13 protein-coding genes are annotated in these 15,350 nt (G+C 69.5%); 4 read left to right on the plus strand and 9 right to left on the minus strand.

All coding sequences use genetic code 11. From position 1 onward, the window contains the following. The first annotated feature begins 185 nt into the window (after positions 1-185). Positions 186-758, plus strand: coding sequence for an OmpA family protein (locus GIY23_RS22265; RefSeq protein ID WP_154078432.1), 573 nt, complete (start codon positions 186-188; stop codon positions 756-758). Between the two features lie 291 nt (positions 759-1,049). Here the strand turns inward: GIY23_RS22265 and dnaB are convergent, their stop codons facing one another. From dnaB to GIY23_RS22740, 6 genes are all read right to left on the minus strand, one after another. Further along, positions 1,050-2,438, minus strand: a complete 1,389-nt coding sequence (dnaB, locus tag GIY23_RS22270; protein WP_407646800.1) for a replicative DNA helicase — start codon at positions 2,436-2,438, stop codon at positions 1,050-1,052. A 605-nt stretch (positions 2,439-3,043) separates the two neighbouring features. Next, the gene (gene rplI / locus GIY23_RS22275; RefSeq protein WP_154078433.1) at positions 3,044-3,496 is read right to left on the minus strand and encodes a 50S ribosomal protein L9; all 453 of its coding nucleotides are present in this window, start codon (positions 3,494-3,496) and stop codon (positions 3,044-3,046) included. A gap of 16 nt (positions 3,497-3,512) precedes the next feature. Then, positions 3,513-3,752, minus strand: coding sequence for a 30S ribosomal protein S18 (gene rpsR, locus GIY23_RS22280; RefSeq protein WP_154078434.1), 240 nt, complete (start codon positions 3,750-3,752; stop codon positions 3,513-3,515). Positions 3,753-3,796: 44 nt separating this feature from the next. Next, positions 3,797-4,282, minus strand: coding sequence for a single-stranded DNA-binding protein (locus GIY23_RS22285; protein WP_154078435.1), 486 nt, complete (start codon positions 4,280-4,282; stop codon positions 3,797-3,799). 78 nt (positions 4,283-4,360) lie between these two features. Beyond that, positions 4,361-4,729, minus strand: a complete 369-nt coding sequence (gene rpsF / locus GIY23_RS22290; protein ID WP_154078436.1) for a 30S ribosomal protein S6 — start codon at positions 4,727-4,729, stop codon at positions 4,361-4,363. Positions 4,730-5,172: 443 nt separating this feature from the next. Then, positions 5,173-6,156, minus strand: a complete 984-nt coding sequence (locus GIY23_RS22740; protein WP_187351966.1) for a hypothetical protein — start codon at positions 6,154-6,156, stop codon at positions 5,173-5,175. Positions 6,157-6,381: 225 nt separating this feature from the next. Between GIY23_RS22740 and GIY23_RS22300 the strand changes: the two genes are divergently transcribed. Both GIY23_RS22300 and GIY23_RS22305 read left to right on the plus strand, forming a co-directional pair. After that, entirely contained in the window at positions 6,382-7,173 is a 792-nt protein-coding gene (locus tag GIY23_RS22300; protein ID WP_154078437.1) for a deoxyribonuclease IV, read from the plus strand. Then, on the plus strand, positions 7,170-8,558 hold the full coding sequence (locus GIY23_RS22305; protein ID WP_407646802.1) for a glycosyltransferase family 87 protein: 1,389 nt from the start codon (positions 7,170-7,172) through the stop codon (positions 8,556-8,558). Before GIY23_RS22300 ends, GIY23_RS22305 begins: the two co-directional genes overlap by 4 nt. Before the next feature lie 142 nt (positions 8,559-8,700). Here GIY23_RS22305 and GIY23_RS22310 read toward each other — a convergent pair whose 3' ends face one another. The 3 genes from GIY23_RS22310 to GIY23_RS22320 form a co-directional block, all read right to left on the minus strand. Beyond that, positions 8,701-10,320, minus strand: a complete 1,620-nt coding sequence (locus GIY23_RS22310) for a glycosyltransferase family 87 protein (RefSeq protein ID WP_407646803.1) — start codon at positions 10,318-10,320, stop codon at positions 8,701-8,703. A 111-nt stretch (positions 10,321-10,431) separates the two neighbouring features. Further along, positions 10,432-14,007 (minus strand): transglycosylase domain-containing protein, encoded by a 3,576-nt coding sequence (locus GIY23_RS22315; protein WP_154078438.1) that lies wholly within the window; start codon positions 14,005-14,007, stop codon positions 10,432-10,434. Between the two features lie 99 nt (positions 14,008-14,106). Beyond that, entirely contained in the window at positions 14,107-14,511 is a 405-nt protein-coding gene (locus GIY23_RS22320; protein WP_222850204.1) for a DUF5318 domain-containing protein, read from the minus strand. A gap of 250 nt (positions 14,512-14,761) precedes the next feature. Between GIY23_RS22320 and GIY23_RS22325 the strand changes: the two genes are divergently transcribed. Then, entirely contained in the window at positions 14,762-15,334 is a 573-nt protein-coding gene (locus GIY23_RS22325; protein ID WP_154078440.1) for a PadR family transcriptional regulator, read from the plus strand. Positions 15,335-15,350 lie beyond the last annotated feature (16 nt).

The raw sequence follows: 15,350 nt of genomic DNA on the forward strand, positions 1-15,350 counted from the left end.
GCCCCCATCCGCGCGGCCCCTCAGCACCCTGTCATCGGATGGATGACATCTCCGCTCGATCGGATGACGAGGGGATCTGTCGCGCTGCGAAGCTGCCTCCTTCGTGGGACGACTGCTGCGGAGCTCGGCGCGTGGCCCCGTGCCGACGCCCGAACCACCCGGCATTACGAACTGTGGAGGTCGTCATGGACCGAAGTGTCAAGTACGTCGGCTCGGCGATCGCCTTCGCGGCAGCACTTCTGGTGGGCGGCTGCACCGGCGGAGGCGGCGAAGGTCAACCCGGCCAGGGCGAACCCGGCCAGCAACAGGGCCAGGGCCAGCAGGGACAGGGACAACCGGGACAGGGCCAGCCCGGACAGGGCCAACAGGGCCAGGGTGGCGATCAGGCTTCGCTGGACGCTGCGGCGAAGGCCGAGATGGAAGGCCAGCTCGCGCAGCTCATGCAGCAGAGCCCGATCACCTTCGAGCCGGACACCGCGACGCTCACCCCCCAGGGCGAGCAGACCGTTGCGCAGGTGGCGGAGATGATCACGAACTCGCCCGGTGAACTGCGGTTCGAGGTCACCGGTTTCACCGCGCCCGAGCAGCCCAGCGCCACGGACGTGAACCAACTCGCGCAGGAACGCGCGCAGACCGTGGTGGACCAGCTGGCGGGGGCCGGAGTGCCCGCCGAGCGCCTCCAAGCCACCGGCGGCGGTCCCTCACAGCCCATGGGCGACCCGACCCAGGAACGCCGCGCCGAGATCAGGATCCTCTGACTCCACGCACCGTGAAGCCCTGGGCACCGCGACGGTGTCCAGGGCTTCGCCTGTACCGCGACGCGCCCCACCAAGAGCAACCGCTGTAGATGCGCCCTCGGTGGCATGTCGCCTCACCGAGGGTGTCTCGGTGTCAAGAGTAGGTTCATGAGCATGGACAACGAGGGACCGAGCGGGATATTCGTCTCGCTGCGCTGGCTGCGGACCCGTGCGCCGTCAAGTCCCGGCCCGACGACTGGCACTCCCATGCCGGGGCGCACAACATCGTCACGGTTCTGCGCGGAGCCGCGTCTACTCGGGGGCCATGTCGACGAAGCGGCTGTAGTGCAGCTGGTGCGCGACGGTGATCGTGGAGGTCGGTCCGGCACGATGCTTGGCCAGGATCAGGTCCGCCTCACCCATGCGCGGGTCGTCACGTTCGAACGCGTCCGGCCGGTGAACCAAGATCACCATGTCGGCATCCTGCTCCAGCGAGCCCGACTCGCGAAGGTCGGCCAGCATGGGGCGTTTGTCCGTTCGCTGTTCCGGACCGCGGTTGAGCTGTGAGATCGCCACGACCGGGACCTCGAGCTCCTTGGCGAGCAGCTTGAGCGCGCGGGAGAACTCGGAGACCTCCTGCTGCCGCGACTCGACCCGCTTACCCGAGGTCATCAGCTGCAGGTAGTCGACCACGATGAGCTGGATGTCGTTGCGCTGCTTGAGCCTGCGGGCCTTCGCGCGGATCTCCATCATCGTCAGGTTCGGCGAGTCGTCCACGAACACCGGCGCCTCGCTGATCTCACTCATCCGGCGAGCCAGGCGCGTCCAGTCGTCGTCGGTCATCTTCCCGCCGCGCATGTCCCCGAGCCGGATGCGCGCTTCCGCGGACAGCAGCCGCATCACGATCTCCGTACGGCCCATCTCCAGCGAGAAGATGACACTCGCCATGCCGTGGTTCACCGAGGCCGACCGGGCGAAATCCAGACCCAGCGTCGACTTGCCGACACCCGGCCGCGCCGCGACGATGATCATCTGCCCTGGGTGCAGGCCGTTCGTGACGGCGTCGAGGTCGGCGAAGCCGCTGGGGACGCCGAGCGACTGCCCGCCACGGGACGCGATGGCGTCGATCTCGTCCATCGTCGGCTGCAGCAGCTCGTCGAGCGGCGCGAAGTCCTCGCTGGTGCGGCGCTCGGTGACGTCGTAGATCGACGCTTGGGCGCGGTCCACGACCTCCTCGATCGCCGAGCCGTCCGAACCGTGGTATCCGAGCTGGACGATGCGGGTGCCCGCCTCGACCAGCCTGCGCAGCACCGCCTTCTCCGAGACGATCTCCGCGTAGTAGGAGGCGTTCGCGGCCGTCGGCACGGTCGCGATCAGCGTGTGCATGTACGGGGCGCCGCCGACGCGCTGCAGTTCCTGCCTGCGTTCCAACTCGGCGGAGACGGTGATCGCATCGGCCGGTTCACCCCGCCCGTACAGGTCGAGGACCACGTCGTAGATCGCCTGGTGTGCGGGCCGGTAGAAGTCCTGCGGGCTGAGTACCTCGACGACGTCGGCGATCGCGTCCTTGCTCAGCATCATCCCGCCGAGCACCGACTGCTCGGCGGCGACGTCCTGCGGCGGTTGCCGCTCGAAGGCACTCCCGCCGGAGAATCCGTTCTCGGGGGGTGCTTCGGCCCCTCGTTCGTCGGCCAGCGCCACCGGTACCTGTCACCTTCTGCGGACCAGGCTGCTCCGCCCGTCCGCCGCCTCGCTGCTGTCGGGTCGACTCCGTCGGTTCCACTGCTGTCGAGTTCGATCTGTGCCCGCCACCGTAATCCGCCGCCGACGGCCGACGGCCGAGGCGCACGGGCCGCCCGTGCAAGATCACCGACAGCGACACGGGTGTGTGCGCGGCGAAACTAGATCGCCCGTACGGAGCAGGCAAACCGAACTGTGGACACATTTGTGGACAGCTTGAGGACAGGCATGACCACCCTGGGGACAACCGTGGCCCGTGCGCGTGACGACCTGGGGACAACCTGGGGACAGGAAACCAAGATCAGCCGTTTCCCGCAGGTCAATCCCTGTGTACAAGCTGTGGAAAGAATTCGATGCGATCGCACGGCGTGTCGAACGCGACTGCCCACGCGGGCGTGTCGTTCGCGACCGCGCGCGCCCGGGAACGGTGATCGACACGAGCGCAGTCGAGTGATCGGGACCGCCGGACGGCCGTCACTCGAACAGCCGCACGTGCTCTCGGCGGTCGAGACGCGCGCACCCGCCGGGGCAAGTCCTGGCGACCTGTCCCCGGCGGGTGCCGGCACTCAGCCCTTGCTCGCGACCTCGACCGGGAAGGTCACGCTCACGTCGGGGTGCAGCCGCACCTCGACGGAGTGCTTGCCCAGCTTCTTGATGTGACCCTTGGTGTCCACCGAGCGCTTGTCGATGTTCGGGCCACCGGCCTGCCGGACCGCCGAGACGACGTCGGCTGCCGTGACCGAACCGAACAGCTTGCCCTGCTTCGAGACCTTCGCCGGGACGTCGACCGTGCCCAGGTCCTGAAGCTGCTGCTTGAGCTCACGGGCGTGCTCGAGGTTGCGGACCCGACGGTTCTCCTGGACCCGGCGGATCGTCTCGACCTGCTTCTGCGCACCCTTGGTGGCCACGATGGCCAGACCGCGGGGCAGCAGCAGGTTCCGGGCGTGGCCGTCCCTGACCTCGACGATGTCACCGGACTCGCCGAGCCCGGACACGTCAGCGGTGAGAATGATCTTCATGGCTGCGTCTCCTTCCTCAGCGTGCGGTCGAGGTGTAGGGCAGCAGGGCGACCTCGCGGGAGTTCTTCACCGCGATGGCGATGTCGCGCTGGTGCTGGCTGCAGTTCCCGGTCACTCGGCGGGCACGGATCTTGCCGCGGTCCGAGATGTACTTCCGCAGCATGGTGCTGTCTTTGTAGTCGATGGTCTGCACGTTGTTGCCCTTGCAGAACACGCAGACCTTCTTCTTCGGCTTGCGCACGGGCGCCTTAGCCATCGTGTTCCTCCTGAATGAAACGTCTTCTCGAGTGTGGGAGAGCCTCAGAACGGAGGCTCGTCGCTGAACCCGCCGCTGGACCCGGCAGGCGGGGCCGAGCCCCACGGGTCGTTGGCCGGGGCGGAGTCGCCACCGGAACCACCACCGAAGCCGCCGCCTCCGCTACGACTGACCTTGTTGACCTTGGCCGTCGCGTACCGCAGGGACGGGCCGATCTCGTCGACCTCCAGCTCGACGACAGTGCGCTTCTCGCCTTCCTTCGTCTCGAAGGAACGCTGGCGCAACCGTCCCTGCACCACGACGCGCATGCCGCGGGTGAGGGTCTCGGCCACGTTCTCCGCGGCCTGTCGCCAGATGTTGCAGCGCAGGAACAGGGCCTCGCCGTCCTTCCACTCGCCGCTCTGGCGATCGAAGAACCGGGGCGTGGAAGCGACCGTGAAGTTCGCCACCGCGGCACCCGACGGGGTGAAGCGCAGTTCCGGGTCGGCGGTGAGGTTGCCGACCACCGTGATTACCGTGTCACCAGCCATGCCTGCGTGCTCCGTCTTCTGCGGTACGGATTCGGTGCGTGCTCGCCCGGTGGACCGGGCGGACGGGTTCGAGCTGAATCAGGCCTCGGAGCGAGCCTTCGCCGCGGCCTTCGCTGCCTGGGCCTTGGCGACCCTGGCCTGCTTGCGAGGCTCGACGATCTTGCGCATCACCTTGGTGCGCAGAACGGTCTCGTTGAGGCTCAGCTGACGGTCGAGTTCGTTGACCGACGCGGGCTCGCTGTTGAGGTCGACGACGACGTAGATGCCCTCGGCGTGCTTGTCGATCTCGTAGGCGAGACGGCGACGGCCCCACACGTCGACCTTCTCGATGCTGCCACCGTCGTTGCGGATGACGTTGAGGAACTTCTCCAGGGACGAAGCGACGTTGCGCTCGTCCAGGCTCGAGTCGAGGATGACCATGAGCTCGTAATGACGCATGAAGACCATTCACCTCCTGTGGACTCACGGCCACGGGCTCTCCGTGGCAGGAGGGTCGTTCGCGTCGACGAACTGGACAAGGCTAGCAACCGCCTCCGACCGTCCCGCGCACCGGTCTCGCCCGGGCGCGTCGGACGGCACAGGCGCGTCGCCGCCGGTCAACGGCAGGCACGACCTCCGGCAACCGTCACGACCTCAGCCCTGGCGCGACTCGACGGCCGCGGCCAGGCACCCCACGCCGACCCGGCGTCCTGTCTTGTCAGCGGCGCAGCCGCTGAGCAGTCACCACGTCCTCAGCCGGACCACCCGCGGGTTCTCAGCGCCCTCCTCGCGAGGACAGCGATTTCGCAGCGTAGGCCGCTGCTCAAGAAATCGATCCCGCAGCGAGGAGGGCGCTGAGGTTCCGCCACCCGACCACCAACGCAGAACCACACGCCGCTAACCAAGAACTCTCAGCTGCGACGGAGGACCCAGGTCCGCACCAGCCCGGCGGTCACCATCGCAAGCCCGAACGCGGCCACGAGCACCGGCAGCGCGACCTTCTGGCTCGCCTCCATCGGCATCGCCTCGGCGCGTCCCACGGCGCGGACCTCGTCCTCGTTCTGCTTCTTCTGCTGCTCGCGCACGGTGTCCTGCATGGGCGGAGGGGCACCGGGGGTGCGCCCGAAGTCGGCCAGCTTCCAATCCGGCACCGTGCCGGGCTCGAACGAGAAGCCGGGTGCCGACATGGCGCCGTAGCCGGGGTAGGAACCGGAACCGGGCGCCGAAGGCAGACCGCTGGACGAGGGCGGAGCCGATGCTCCCGGTGCGGCGCCGCCGGGAGCCGACGACGGAGGCGGTGCGGGCTCCTCGGAGGTGGGCTCCGGCGCGGGTTCGGGGGAAGGCTCGGGGGCGGGTTCCGGTTCCGGAGCGGGTTCCGGCTCGGGTTCCGGCGGCGGAGGCGGCGGATCGTCCGGTTCTGCGTGGACCGTGATCGCGTTGCCCATGGCCGTCAGGTTCTTGAAGTGCGTGGTGACGCTGTCGCGCTCTTCCGCCGGGACAGCGCTCAGCAGCGCGATGCGTTCGGCACCGGCGTCGGCGATGGTGCTGCCGGAGTAGAAGTTGCTGCCTTCCTCGGCAGTGCCCAACGGGATCGGCGACATCGCCGCGAATTCCTCGGCCGCGCGGTCGGCCTCGCCGAACTGCAGCGGCATCGCCAGCAGCACGGCCTTGCGCACCTTGAAGTCCATCGCGGACGGGTCGACCGCGACCGGCTGACCGGGCTCGGCACCCTCGACGGCGAGGAAGTCCTCCACGACGAGCGTCTCGGCGGCCTGCGCCGGGGCGGCCAGTCCGAACAAGCCGAACGCGGCCGTGGTCACACCCGTGGCCACCACTCGCCGGACCAGGGGATTGTGCGGTCGGGCTGTGTCGCCGCGTTCCGTGTCCCTGCGCATCCCATCGCCTCCCCGTCACGCGTTCGCGTGAATCGGCGTCCCACCCTGCCACTCGATTCAACGCCCGAACAAGCGTGGAGTGACGGTGTTGACCGGTAGATCCACACATTCACCAGAATGGACTCGCGCGGATACGCGGTGTCGCGGCACATCGGCGCGGCTCCACAACGTCGGAGTGTGCTCGGTCCGCCGGGACGCTCCTTCCCACCGGGATATCCTCACCGCATGCGCATCGGTGCTCACGTCCACGACGACGATCCCCTGACCGCCGCGACCGAGCGCGACGCCGACGCCGTGCAGTTCTTCCTGTCGGACCCGCAGGGCTGGAAGAAGCCGACCGTCCATCCGCAGACCGAAGCTCTGCGCGAGGCCGACGTCGCGGTGTTCGTCCACTCGCCGTACGTGCTCAACGTGGCTTCGCTGAACAACCGCATCCGGATCCCCTCCCGCAAGGCGGTCACCCAGCAGGCGACGGCGGCGGCCGGGACCGGGGCGCACGGGCTCGTCGTGCACGGTGGCCACGTCACCAAGGACGACGACCCTGACGAGGGCATCGCCAACTGGCGCAAACTGTTCGAACGCCAGGCCGCCGAAGGCGGATTCGAGGTGCCGATCCTCATCGAGAACACCGCGGGCGGAACCAACGCGATGGCCCGGAACTTCGACATGCTCGCGCGGCTGTGGGACGCCGTCGGCGAGTTCGGGGCCGGGTTCTGCCTCGACACGTGCCACGCGCACGCAGCAGGAGAAGCACTCCCCGACCTCGTGGAGCGGGCGCGGGCGATCACCGGGCGCGTCGACCTCGTGCACCTGAACAACTCGCGGGACGAGTTCGGGTCGTCCCGCGACCGGCACGCCAACATTGACAGCGGCGAGATCACCCCCGACGAGCTCGTCGCCGTCTGCTCGGCGGCCGGAGCGCCGGTGATCGTCGAGACACCCGCCGAGGGTCAGGCCGACGACATCGCGTTCCTGCGCGAGCGGCTGACTTCGCGTCGCGGCGACCGAGAGGCGTGACGATCGGTTCCGCCGCACTGTCCACGACGGAACGACCGGCGGTCCGTCGACGGTTCCCCACCGCGGCCGTGCTGTGCGTGCTCACCGGGCTCACGATGCTGCTGGGCTTCGCGAACAAGGCCCGCTGTCTCGGCCCCGGGTTCGACGAGGACGGTCGTTCGACGCCCGGCTACGCCGACCGGGCCTACGGGCAGGCGTGCTACTCGGACATCCAGCACCTGTGGCTCGGCAGGCAGATCGACGAGCACGTGTTCCCGTACCTCTCCGGCGGCATCACAGCCGACGGGTCGCTCTACGGCGGCGTCGTCGAATACCCGGTGCTGACGGGGGTGCTCATCTGGCTCGGTGCGCTCTTCGCCGACACCGACGCCGGGTTTCTGCTGGGCTCGGCGGTGCTGATGGCACCGTTCGGACTGGCCGTCGCGTGGTGGCTCGGGCGGCTTCGAGGATGGCGGGCACTGCTGTGGGCGTTGGGACCACCGCTGGTGCTGTACTCCTTCCACAACTGGGACCTGCCGGTCATCGCGTGTGCGACGGCGGCGGTCTACGTCGCGGCACGCTCCACGAGACCGCTGCGGGAGCGGGCGACGCTCGCGGCCGTCCTGCTCGGCCTGGGTTTCGCGTTCAAGATCTACCCGGCGATCTTCGTGCTGCCGTTGGCGCTGCTGGTGCTCAGCGGCGGTCGCGACGGCGCAGAGGCGCCGCCGGGAGTCCGTTACGACGTGCGCGGAGCCCTCCGGGTGGTCGGCGCGGCGGTGGGTACGGCTGTGCTGGTCAACGCGCCGTTCGCGGTGCTGGGTTTCGAGGGCTGGGTCGCCTCGTTCGAGTTCCAGTCCCGGCGGCAGGTCGACCTGAGCACGAACTCCATCTGGTACTGGGGATTCCGTGCGGTCGCGGACACCGAACAGTTCCAGGACACGATGAGTCTCGTCTCGCCGCTGCTGGTGATCGCCGCGTTCGTGCTCGCGTGCGCGCTCGGCTGGCGCCGGATGCGCCAGACCGGCACGTACCCGTGGGTGGTGGTCTCCGCGGCGATGCTGTGCGGCTTCCTGCTGCTGCACAAGGTGCACTCACCGCAGTACACGTTGTGGCTGTTGCCGTTCTTCGTGCTGGTGTCGGTGCGGTGGGGCTGGATCGTCGCGTATCTGGTGGCCGACCTCGCGATGGGGATCAGCGTCTTCGTGTGGCTGCACCTGACCACGCTCGGCGAGGGCTACAGCATCTACGAGGGATTCACCGCGCAGGCGCTCATGATCGGCGTGTGGGGCCGGGCGGCACTGCTGATCGGACTGTTCGTCGCGTTCCTCGGCGCCCGCTCACCAGTGGACGACTCCCCACCGGAACCGACCACGAGCCGTCGACTCGACGCCGGGCGTTTGCGGTAACCGCCTACGCAGACCGGCAACCCGCGGGTTCTCAGCGCCCTCCTCGCGAGGACAGCGAGTTCGCTGCGTAGGTCGCTACTCGAGAAATCGATCCCGCAGCGAGGAGGGCGCTGAGGTTCCGCCACGCAACCACCCACGCAAATCAACCCGCACGCCCCTTCAGCCCGGGGAGGACGAAACGGTCGGGGGTGCCGTCGAACGGCCCTCCACAAGGGTCGTCCACAGTGGAGTCCCGACCTGGCGGCCGCAACGCCGCACGCACCTTGTCGTGCGCCGGGGCGAGGATCTCGCGCACGATCAGGACGCAGAGCAGCACCACGACGACGTCGCGGACGACGACCGCACCGAGGAACCAGCCCTCCGGCAGTCCCTTGTTGCCGACACCGAGGTAGTAGTACATCCGCGGCGCCCACACCATCGCGTCGAGCAGCATCCAGACCGCCAGCAGCCGCCAGCGCGGGATGGCGAGCACGGCCAACGGGACCAGCCACAGCGAGTACTGCGGGCTCCACACCTTGTTCGTGAGCAGGAACGCGGCCACCACGAGGAAGCACAACTGCGCCAGCCGGGGCCGGTACGGGGCGGCGAGCGCGAGCCACCCGATCGCCGCGCAGGCGCCGAGAAAGAGCACGAGGCTCACCGCGTTCAACACCGACGGCGCCTGCCCGAACTGGAGCTCGCCGTCGAAACCCGCCCACCCGGTGAAGTACTCGACGACGTTGTAGAGCGAGTCCGGGTCCGCCGGCCGTTCACTGTTGAGCCGGAAGAACTCCCACCAGCCCGCCGGGTACGCGAGCATGATCGGCAGGTTCACCGCCAGCCACGTCCCCGCCGCGACCAGGATGGCCTTCACCGCCTCCTGTACTCGCCCGGATCTCAGGCACAGCACCAGGATCGGCCCGAGCAGGAACAGCGGGAACAGCTTCGCGGCCCCGCCGAGCCCGAAGAGGACGCCCGCCAGGACCGGCCGTCGTCGCGCCCACGCGAGCAGGCCCGTCAACGCTCCCGCCGTGGCGAGCGTGTCGAAGTTGGTGAACGCGTGCACCAGCACCAGCGGGGACACGGCCGCCAACACCGCGTCCCAGACCCGTCTGCGGCACAACGCCACGAGCGCCCAGATCGTGGTGAGCCACGCTCCGGCGAGCCAGAGCGCGGTGGCGTTGAAGTAGACGACGACGGGCACCGAACTCGGCAGCGGAGTCCGCTCCGCGAACGTCACCCAGCCGTCGGTGATCTTCGCGTTGACCCACTGGAACAACCCGGTCAGCACCGGGTACTCCATGTACCGGACCCGCTCCTGTGGTGTCCCCTCGTTCTCCACGAACGACGTCTTGTACGGAAACGCGTCGTCCGGGGCGAGGTCGCCCACCCCGAACCGGGGAACGATGTCCGAGTAGCACATCGCCGTGTACTGCGTGCTGTTGCGCCAGTCGAGCTGCGGCCCCTGCTCGGTCTCGTAGGTCTGCAGGCACGGCGCCTTGAACAGCCACCCCGCCGCGAGTGTGAGGGTCGCGAGCAGCAGTATCACTCGCAGCGGTGTCCAGAACCGCTGACGTCCGACCTGGGCGTGCCTGCCCATGCGGCCGCCGGTGAGCCGGCTCAGCGAGCGCGCGAGCGGTTCGGTCCAGCTGGCCACGACCCGGTCCGCCGCGCCGAGCGAACGGCGATCGACTCGTGCCCCGGCCGGTGGCCGTCCCGCTTCGGAACCGTCGGACGCCGGCACGTCGTCAGGCGGCGCGGGCCGGTCGGGCGAGGTGGACACGCCCGGATGCTACGGCGCCGCTCCCACCGCCCGGTCCACGGGACACGGGACACAGGGCCGCGGAGACACCGAAGGCCGGACACCACCGTGGTGATGTCCGGCCGGCCGGGGTCAGTTGTCGGACTCGGGGTCCCTGCCTGGTGGCCCACCGGGCGGGTTACCGGCGCCTTCGCCGCTGTTGCCACCGCCCTCCTCCGGACACGGCGGCTCGAAGATCCCGCCACAGTCACCGTCGCCGCCCGGCTCGGTGGTCGGGATGCCCGGCTCCGACGACTCCGTCGGTTCCTCCGACGACGGAGGTTCCTCCGAGGGCGGCGGTTCCTCCGACGGAGGCGGTGGCTCCGACTCGGTGGACGACGGCGGTGGCGGCGGCGGCGTGCTGAACGTCGGTGCGACCCGTTGGTACTGGCCGATCGGTTCGGCGTCGGTGAACTGCTCGACGGGCTTGCCCTGGAGGTAGTTGCTCATGAACTCCTGCCAGACCTCACCCGGCAGACCCGAACCGTAGATCGGCGCTCCCGAAATGTTCTGGAGCGGCTTCACCCCGGTCTCGTCGTCGGCGCCCATGGACACCGCCGCCGAGATCTGCGGGGTGTAGCCGACCATCCAGGCCTTCGCGTTGTCCTTGGTGTCGAAGAACTGGTGCGTCCCGGTCTTCGCCGCCACCGGCCTGCCGTCGCTGAGGTTCAGCGACGCCTCCTTCGTCACGTTGAGCAGCGTCTCGGTGACGTTCGCGGCGATGTTCTTGCTCTCCTGCGGGTCCTCGGAGAACGCGGACTCGGACTGAGACCCGAAGGTCTTGTGCACCTCGCCGTCGGCCTGCACCAGGCGGTCGACGAACCGAGGCTCGGTGCGCTGACCGTCGTTGGCGAACGTCCCGTAGGCACTGGCCATGTCGATGGTGCGCACCGGGTAGCCGCCGAGCGCGATGCCGGCGTTGACGGTGCCGTCCTCGTTCTGCAGCGTCGGTTTCCCGTCGATCTCCGGGGGAATCCCGGCTTGGATCGCCGCGTCGCGGACCGCCTTCGCCCCGGTCTCGGCGAGCATGTTGACGAACACGGTGTTCACCGACTTCGTCATCGCCTCCCGCACCCCGCACTGCTCGGGGATGTCGCACTCGACACCCTCGGAGTTGTTGTACTCGGTGCCGAGGATGTCCTGCGGGGCGGAACCATCGTAGTTCTTGCCGATACCGATGCCCTGTTCGAGCGCGGCGGTGACGACGAACGGCTTGAACGACGACCCCGGTTCCTGCGGGGCGTTGGCGTAGTCGAACCCACCGACCTTGTTGCCGCCGCCGTAGTAGGCACGAACCCCGCCGGTGTTCGGATCGAGCGCGACGAGCGAGGTCTTCAGGTTGTCCGGCTGGTTACCGGTCACCTTGTCCACCGCCTGCTCGGCCGCCTGCTGCGCGGCGGGGTCGATGTTGGTGACGATGGTGAACCCGCTGCGGGCCAGGGCACTCTCGGTGTAGCCCGCCTTGTCGAGTTCGGCGAGGACCCGCTCCCGGATGTGGTACTGGGAGCCGGTCAGCTTCTCGCCACGCCACTCGAACCGGTCCCGCGTCTCCGGCAGCTGCATGGCGCTGCGTTCCTCGGCGGAGACGAAGTTGTTCACCGCCATCTGGTCGGCGACGTAGTTCCAGCGGATCTGAGCCTGTTCCGCGTCGACCCTCGGGTCGTTCTGCGTCGGCCGCTGCACCATCCCGGCGAGCACAGCCGACTCAGCGGGATTGAGATCCGTCGGCAGTTTGCCGAAGTACGCCTCCGCCGCGGCGTGGATGCCATAGGCGCCCCGCCCGTAGTAGGCGGTGTTCAAGTAGGCCTTGAGGATGTCGTCCTTCGGCTGCTCGTTGCTCATCTTGAACGCGAGCACGATCTCTTTGAACTTGCGCGTGTAGGTCGGCGCATCGTTGCCGGTGGACAACTTGATGTACTGCTGGGTCAGCGTCGAGCCACCACCCGCCGAGCCGGTGACCTGCGACCACACGGCACGGGCGATCCCCATGACGTCGAAGCCGGGGTTCTCGTAGAACGAGGCGTCCTCGGCGGCGAGAGTGGCGTCCCGCATCGCCTTCGAGACCTGCCCGACGTCCTCGATCATGGTGCGGTTGCCGCCGTCCGGGACGATGCGCGTGAGCTCCGAGCCGTCGGAGTACTGCACGGTGATCGTCTGGTCGGTGCGCGCGGCGACCTCGGCCGGGTCGTCGACGTCCCAGACGAAGTAACCGACGACGAACGCCAGCAACGGACCGACGATCATCGCCGCGAGCGCCCAGTAGCCGACGCGGCGCGCCCGGCGCCACCGGCGCTTCTTCACCGCCGCGGCGCTCATGTCCTGACCGTCCGGATCATCCGGGTCGTCCGAGTCCTGGCGTCGGCCGCGGCCGAACACGCCACCGAGCTTGCCGAACCGAGACTGCTGCTCGTCGCCGAACAGTTCGTCATGCCCGTCCCCCCGGCCGTCGTCCGGTGTCGAGTACTCGCCGCGAGCGTCACCGTAGGGGTCTTCGTCGAAGTCGTCGTAGGGGTCGTGGGCACCGTCCGAGTAGTAGTTGTAGCCGCCCTGATGCGACTGGTGGGTGATGAGTTGCGGCTCACGAGGAGAGGCCCCTCCCGCTCCTGAACCACCCGCTGCCCCGGCTCCCGCGGCAGCTCCACCAGCGGCACCGGCTCCCGCGGCAGCTCCACCCGCGGCACCGGCTCCCGCGGCACCGGCTCCCGCGGCTCCGGCCGCCGAGGCGCTCCCCGCACCGAACGCGGCAGCGCCGGCCGCTCCAGCTGCGGCAGCGCCGGCCGCGGCGGCTCCGGCGCCACCCCGGCGCGTCCGGTCCTGATCCTCGCCAGGGGCGGGCGGTCCGGGCCGAGAGCCCGAACCGACGTTCGGCATGTTCTCGGTCCGCTGCTCGCTCTGCGGCGTCTGCCGCCCTTGCTGTGCCGACGGCGGCGGCGCGGCGGCGCGGGTGTTCTCGCCACCGTGCGCGGGGTTCGGCGTGTACGACGTCGGCAGATCGAGCCTGCGTCCGCCGTCACGCGGCGGCTCCTGCGGCGGCCCGCCCTGCTGGGGCGCACCCGACTGAGACGGCTGGCCGGGCGGCGGACCCTGCGGCGGACCCGACCGGGCAGGCCCGGGCGGCGGTCCGGACGGCGGGAAGCCCGGCTGTTGAGAACCCGGCTGGGGCGGCTGGCCGGACGGGGGCGGACCCTGCGGAGGGCCCGACCGGGGAGGCCCGCCCTGGGGTGACCCCGGAGGCGGAGCGCCCGGGGGCGGCGAACCGACCGGCGGCCGCCCGGGGGGCGGGCCCGCAGGCGGACGACCCGCGCTGCGATCGGGCGCTGGTTGCTCGTCCTCGTCGTCGAAGGACGGGATCCAGGCGCCGGTGCTCTCCTGCGTCGTCTCCGGCTCCGCCGCGGGCGGCCCGGGGCCTGCGGATCGGGGCGGCTCACCCGGCCAGTTCGGGGGCGCCTCACCGCCGTCCTGCCGTGCACGCCGACCACGGGTGGGCGGTTCCTCACCCGGCCACTCGGGCCCGGCGCCTCGCTCGGGGCGCTCCGGTGCGGGGCCGGAGTCGAACCACGGCGTCGGCGGCGGACCCTGCTGCGGCGGCTGCGCACCGCCGGGCTGACCGTCGTGCGGAGAGTGCCGGGAGTGGCGACCACGGGGCCGGTCGTCACGCGCGTCGTTCACGGGAGGTCCTTCCGGGGCGAGCGTCCGAAGACGCCGAGCGGGCGCTCACGTCGTGAGTCGCGGTGCGAGACCGATCACCCGGCCGCGATGCGACTCCGGTCACTCGGCAGCGGTGCGGCGCCGGGAACGCCGCCCGCCCGCCGATCCGGTTCCCAGGACGTACGACAGCACCAGGTGGTTCCACTTGCACGTCCTGCACACCTCGACGACGTAGACGTTGAACTCCTCGAACATGCTTGCCATGCGCGAGAGCTCCTCGGTGGACCGGGCCGACCCGGACGCGTGCCGCAGCTCGTCACCGAAGATCCACGCGACCTCGGTCAACGGCTCCTTCCGGCACACCGGGCACGTGGTCTCGCTCGGTTCACCGTGAAACTTCGCCGCCCGCAGAAGATACGGGTCGGCGTCGCAGACCTCCATCACCCCGACGCGACCGGAGTGGACCTGCGCCAGCAGCGCGCGTCGCTGCAGCGCGTAGTCCACGACCTGCCGTTGGGTCCGCACGATCCTCAGGGTACGTGCCGGGGACGAACGCTCCATGGGCCGTTCAGGGCAGCGCCCGGCCGTGGTGTCACGACGAACACAGTCAGCGGATCAGGATTCGGCAGACGATATATCGGGACGATATAATGACCGGCTGGGACAGCTGTCGATACAGACCTGTACGCAGCACGATCGTGCAACGCCGTGTGCGAGATCAGTATTCGCCGTCGCGTCCGCGAGGGACGCACCGGCCGGAGTGAAGGAGGTGCCCGTGCTCGAACTCGCCCTGCTCGGCTTCCTGCACGAGGCACCGATGCACGGCTACGAACTCCGCAAACGGGTCAACGACACGCTCGGGGCGTTCCGGGCCCTGTCGTGCGGCACGTTGTACCCGACGCTGCGGCGGATGCAGCGGGCCGGGTACATCGAGGAGGATCACCGCGACCCGTCCGGCAACTGGGGGCGACGCGCCCGTCGCGTCTACCGGCTCACTCCCGACGGCGAGCGACGGTTCGCCGAACTGGTCGGCGACTGCGGGCCGCATGCCTGCGAGGACGACTCGTTCGGGGTGCACGTGGCCTTCTTCTCCCGCACCCCGGCCGACGTCCGGATGCGGAAACTGGAGGCTCGCCGCCGCCGGGTCGAGGAACGCCGCGAGGGCCTCCGGGCGTTGCTGACGGGGGCTCAACCGCAGGGGGATCGCTACACGGTCGCACTGCACCGGCTCGGGTTCGACCACACCGAGCGCGAGGTCTGCTGGCTCAACGACCTCATCGAGCACGAACGAGCCGGCGAGCACGGTTCGGGCGACACACACGACCGCAAGGACGTAGAGGACACATGACGAAAAAGGAGGGCCC

The organism is Allosaccharopolyspora coralli (assembly GCF_009664835.1).
GTDB classification, from domain to species: Bacteria; Actinomycetota; Actinomycetes; order Mycobacteriales; family Pseudonocardiaceae; genus Allosaccharopolyspora; species Allosaccharopolyspora coralli.

Bases quoted from the DNA above. Each gene is read 5' to 3' on its own strand.
- GIY23_RS22740 (WP_187351966.1), bottom strand. From the start codon at position 6,156: ATGCGCAGGGACACGGAACGCGGCGACACAGCCCGACCGCACAATCCC.
- rplI (WP_154078433.1), bottom strand. From the start codon at position 3,496: ATGAAGATCATTCTCACCGCTGACGTGTCCGGGCTCGGCGAGTCCGGT.
- GIY23_RS22265 (WP_154078432.1), top strand. From the start codon at position 186: ATGGACCGAAGTGTCAAGTACGTCGGCTCGGCGATCGCCTTCGCGGCA.
- rpsF (WP_154078436.1), bottom strand. From the start codon at position 4,729: ATGGTCTTCATGCGTCATTACGAGCTCATGGTCATCCTCGACTCGAGC.
- rpsR (WP_154078434.1), bottom strand. From the start codon at position 3,752: ATGGCTAAGGCGCCCGTGCGCAAGCCGAAGAAGAAGGTCTGCGTGTTC.
- GIY23_RS22285 (WP_154078435.1), bottom strand. From the start codon at position 4,282: ATGGCTGGTGACACGGTAATCACGGTGGTCGGCAACCTCACCGCCGAC.
- GIY23_RS22300 (WP_154078437.1), top strand. From the start codon at position 6,382: ATGCGCATCGGTGCTCACGTCCACGACGACGATCCCCTGACCGCCGCG.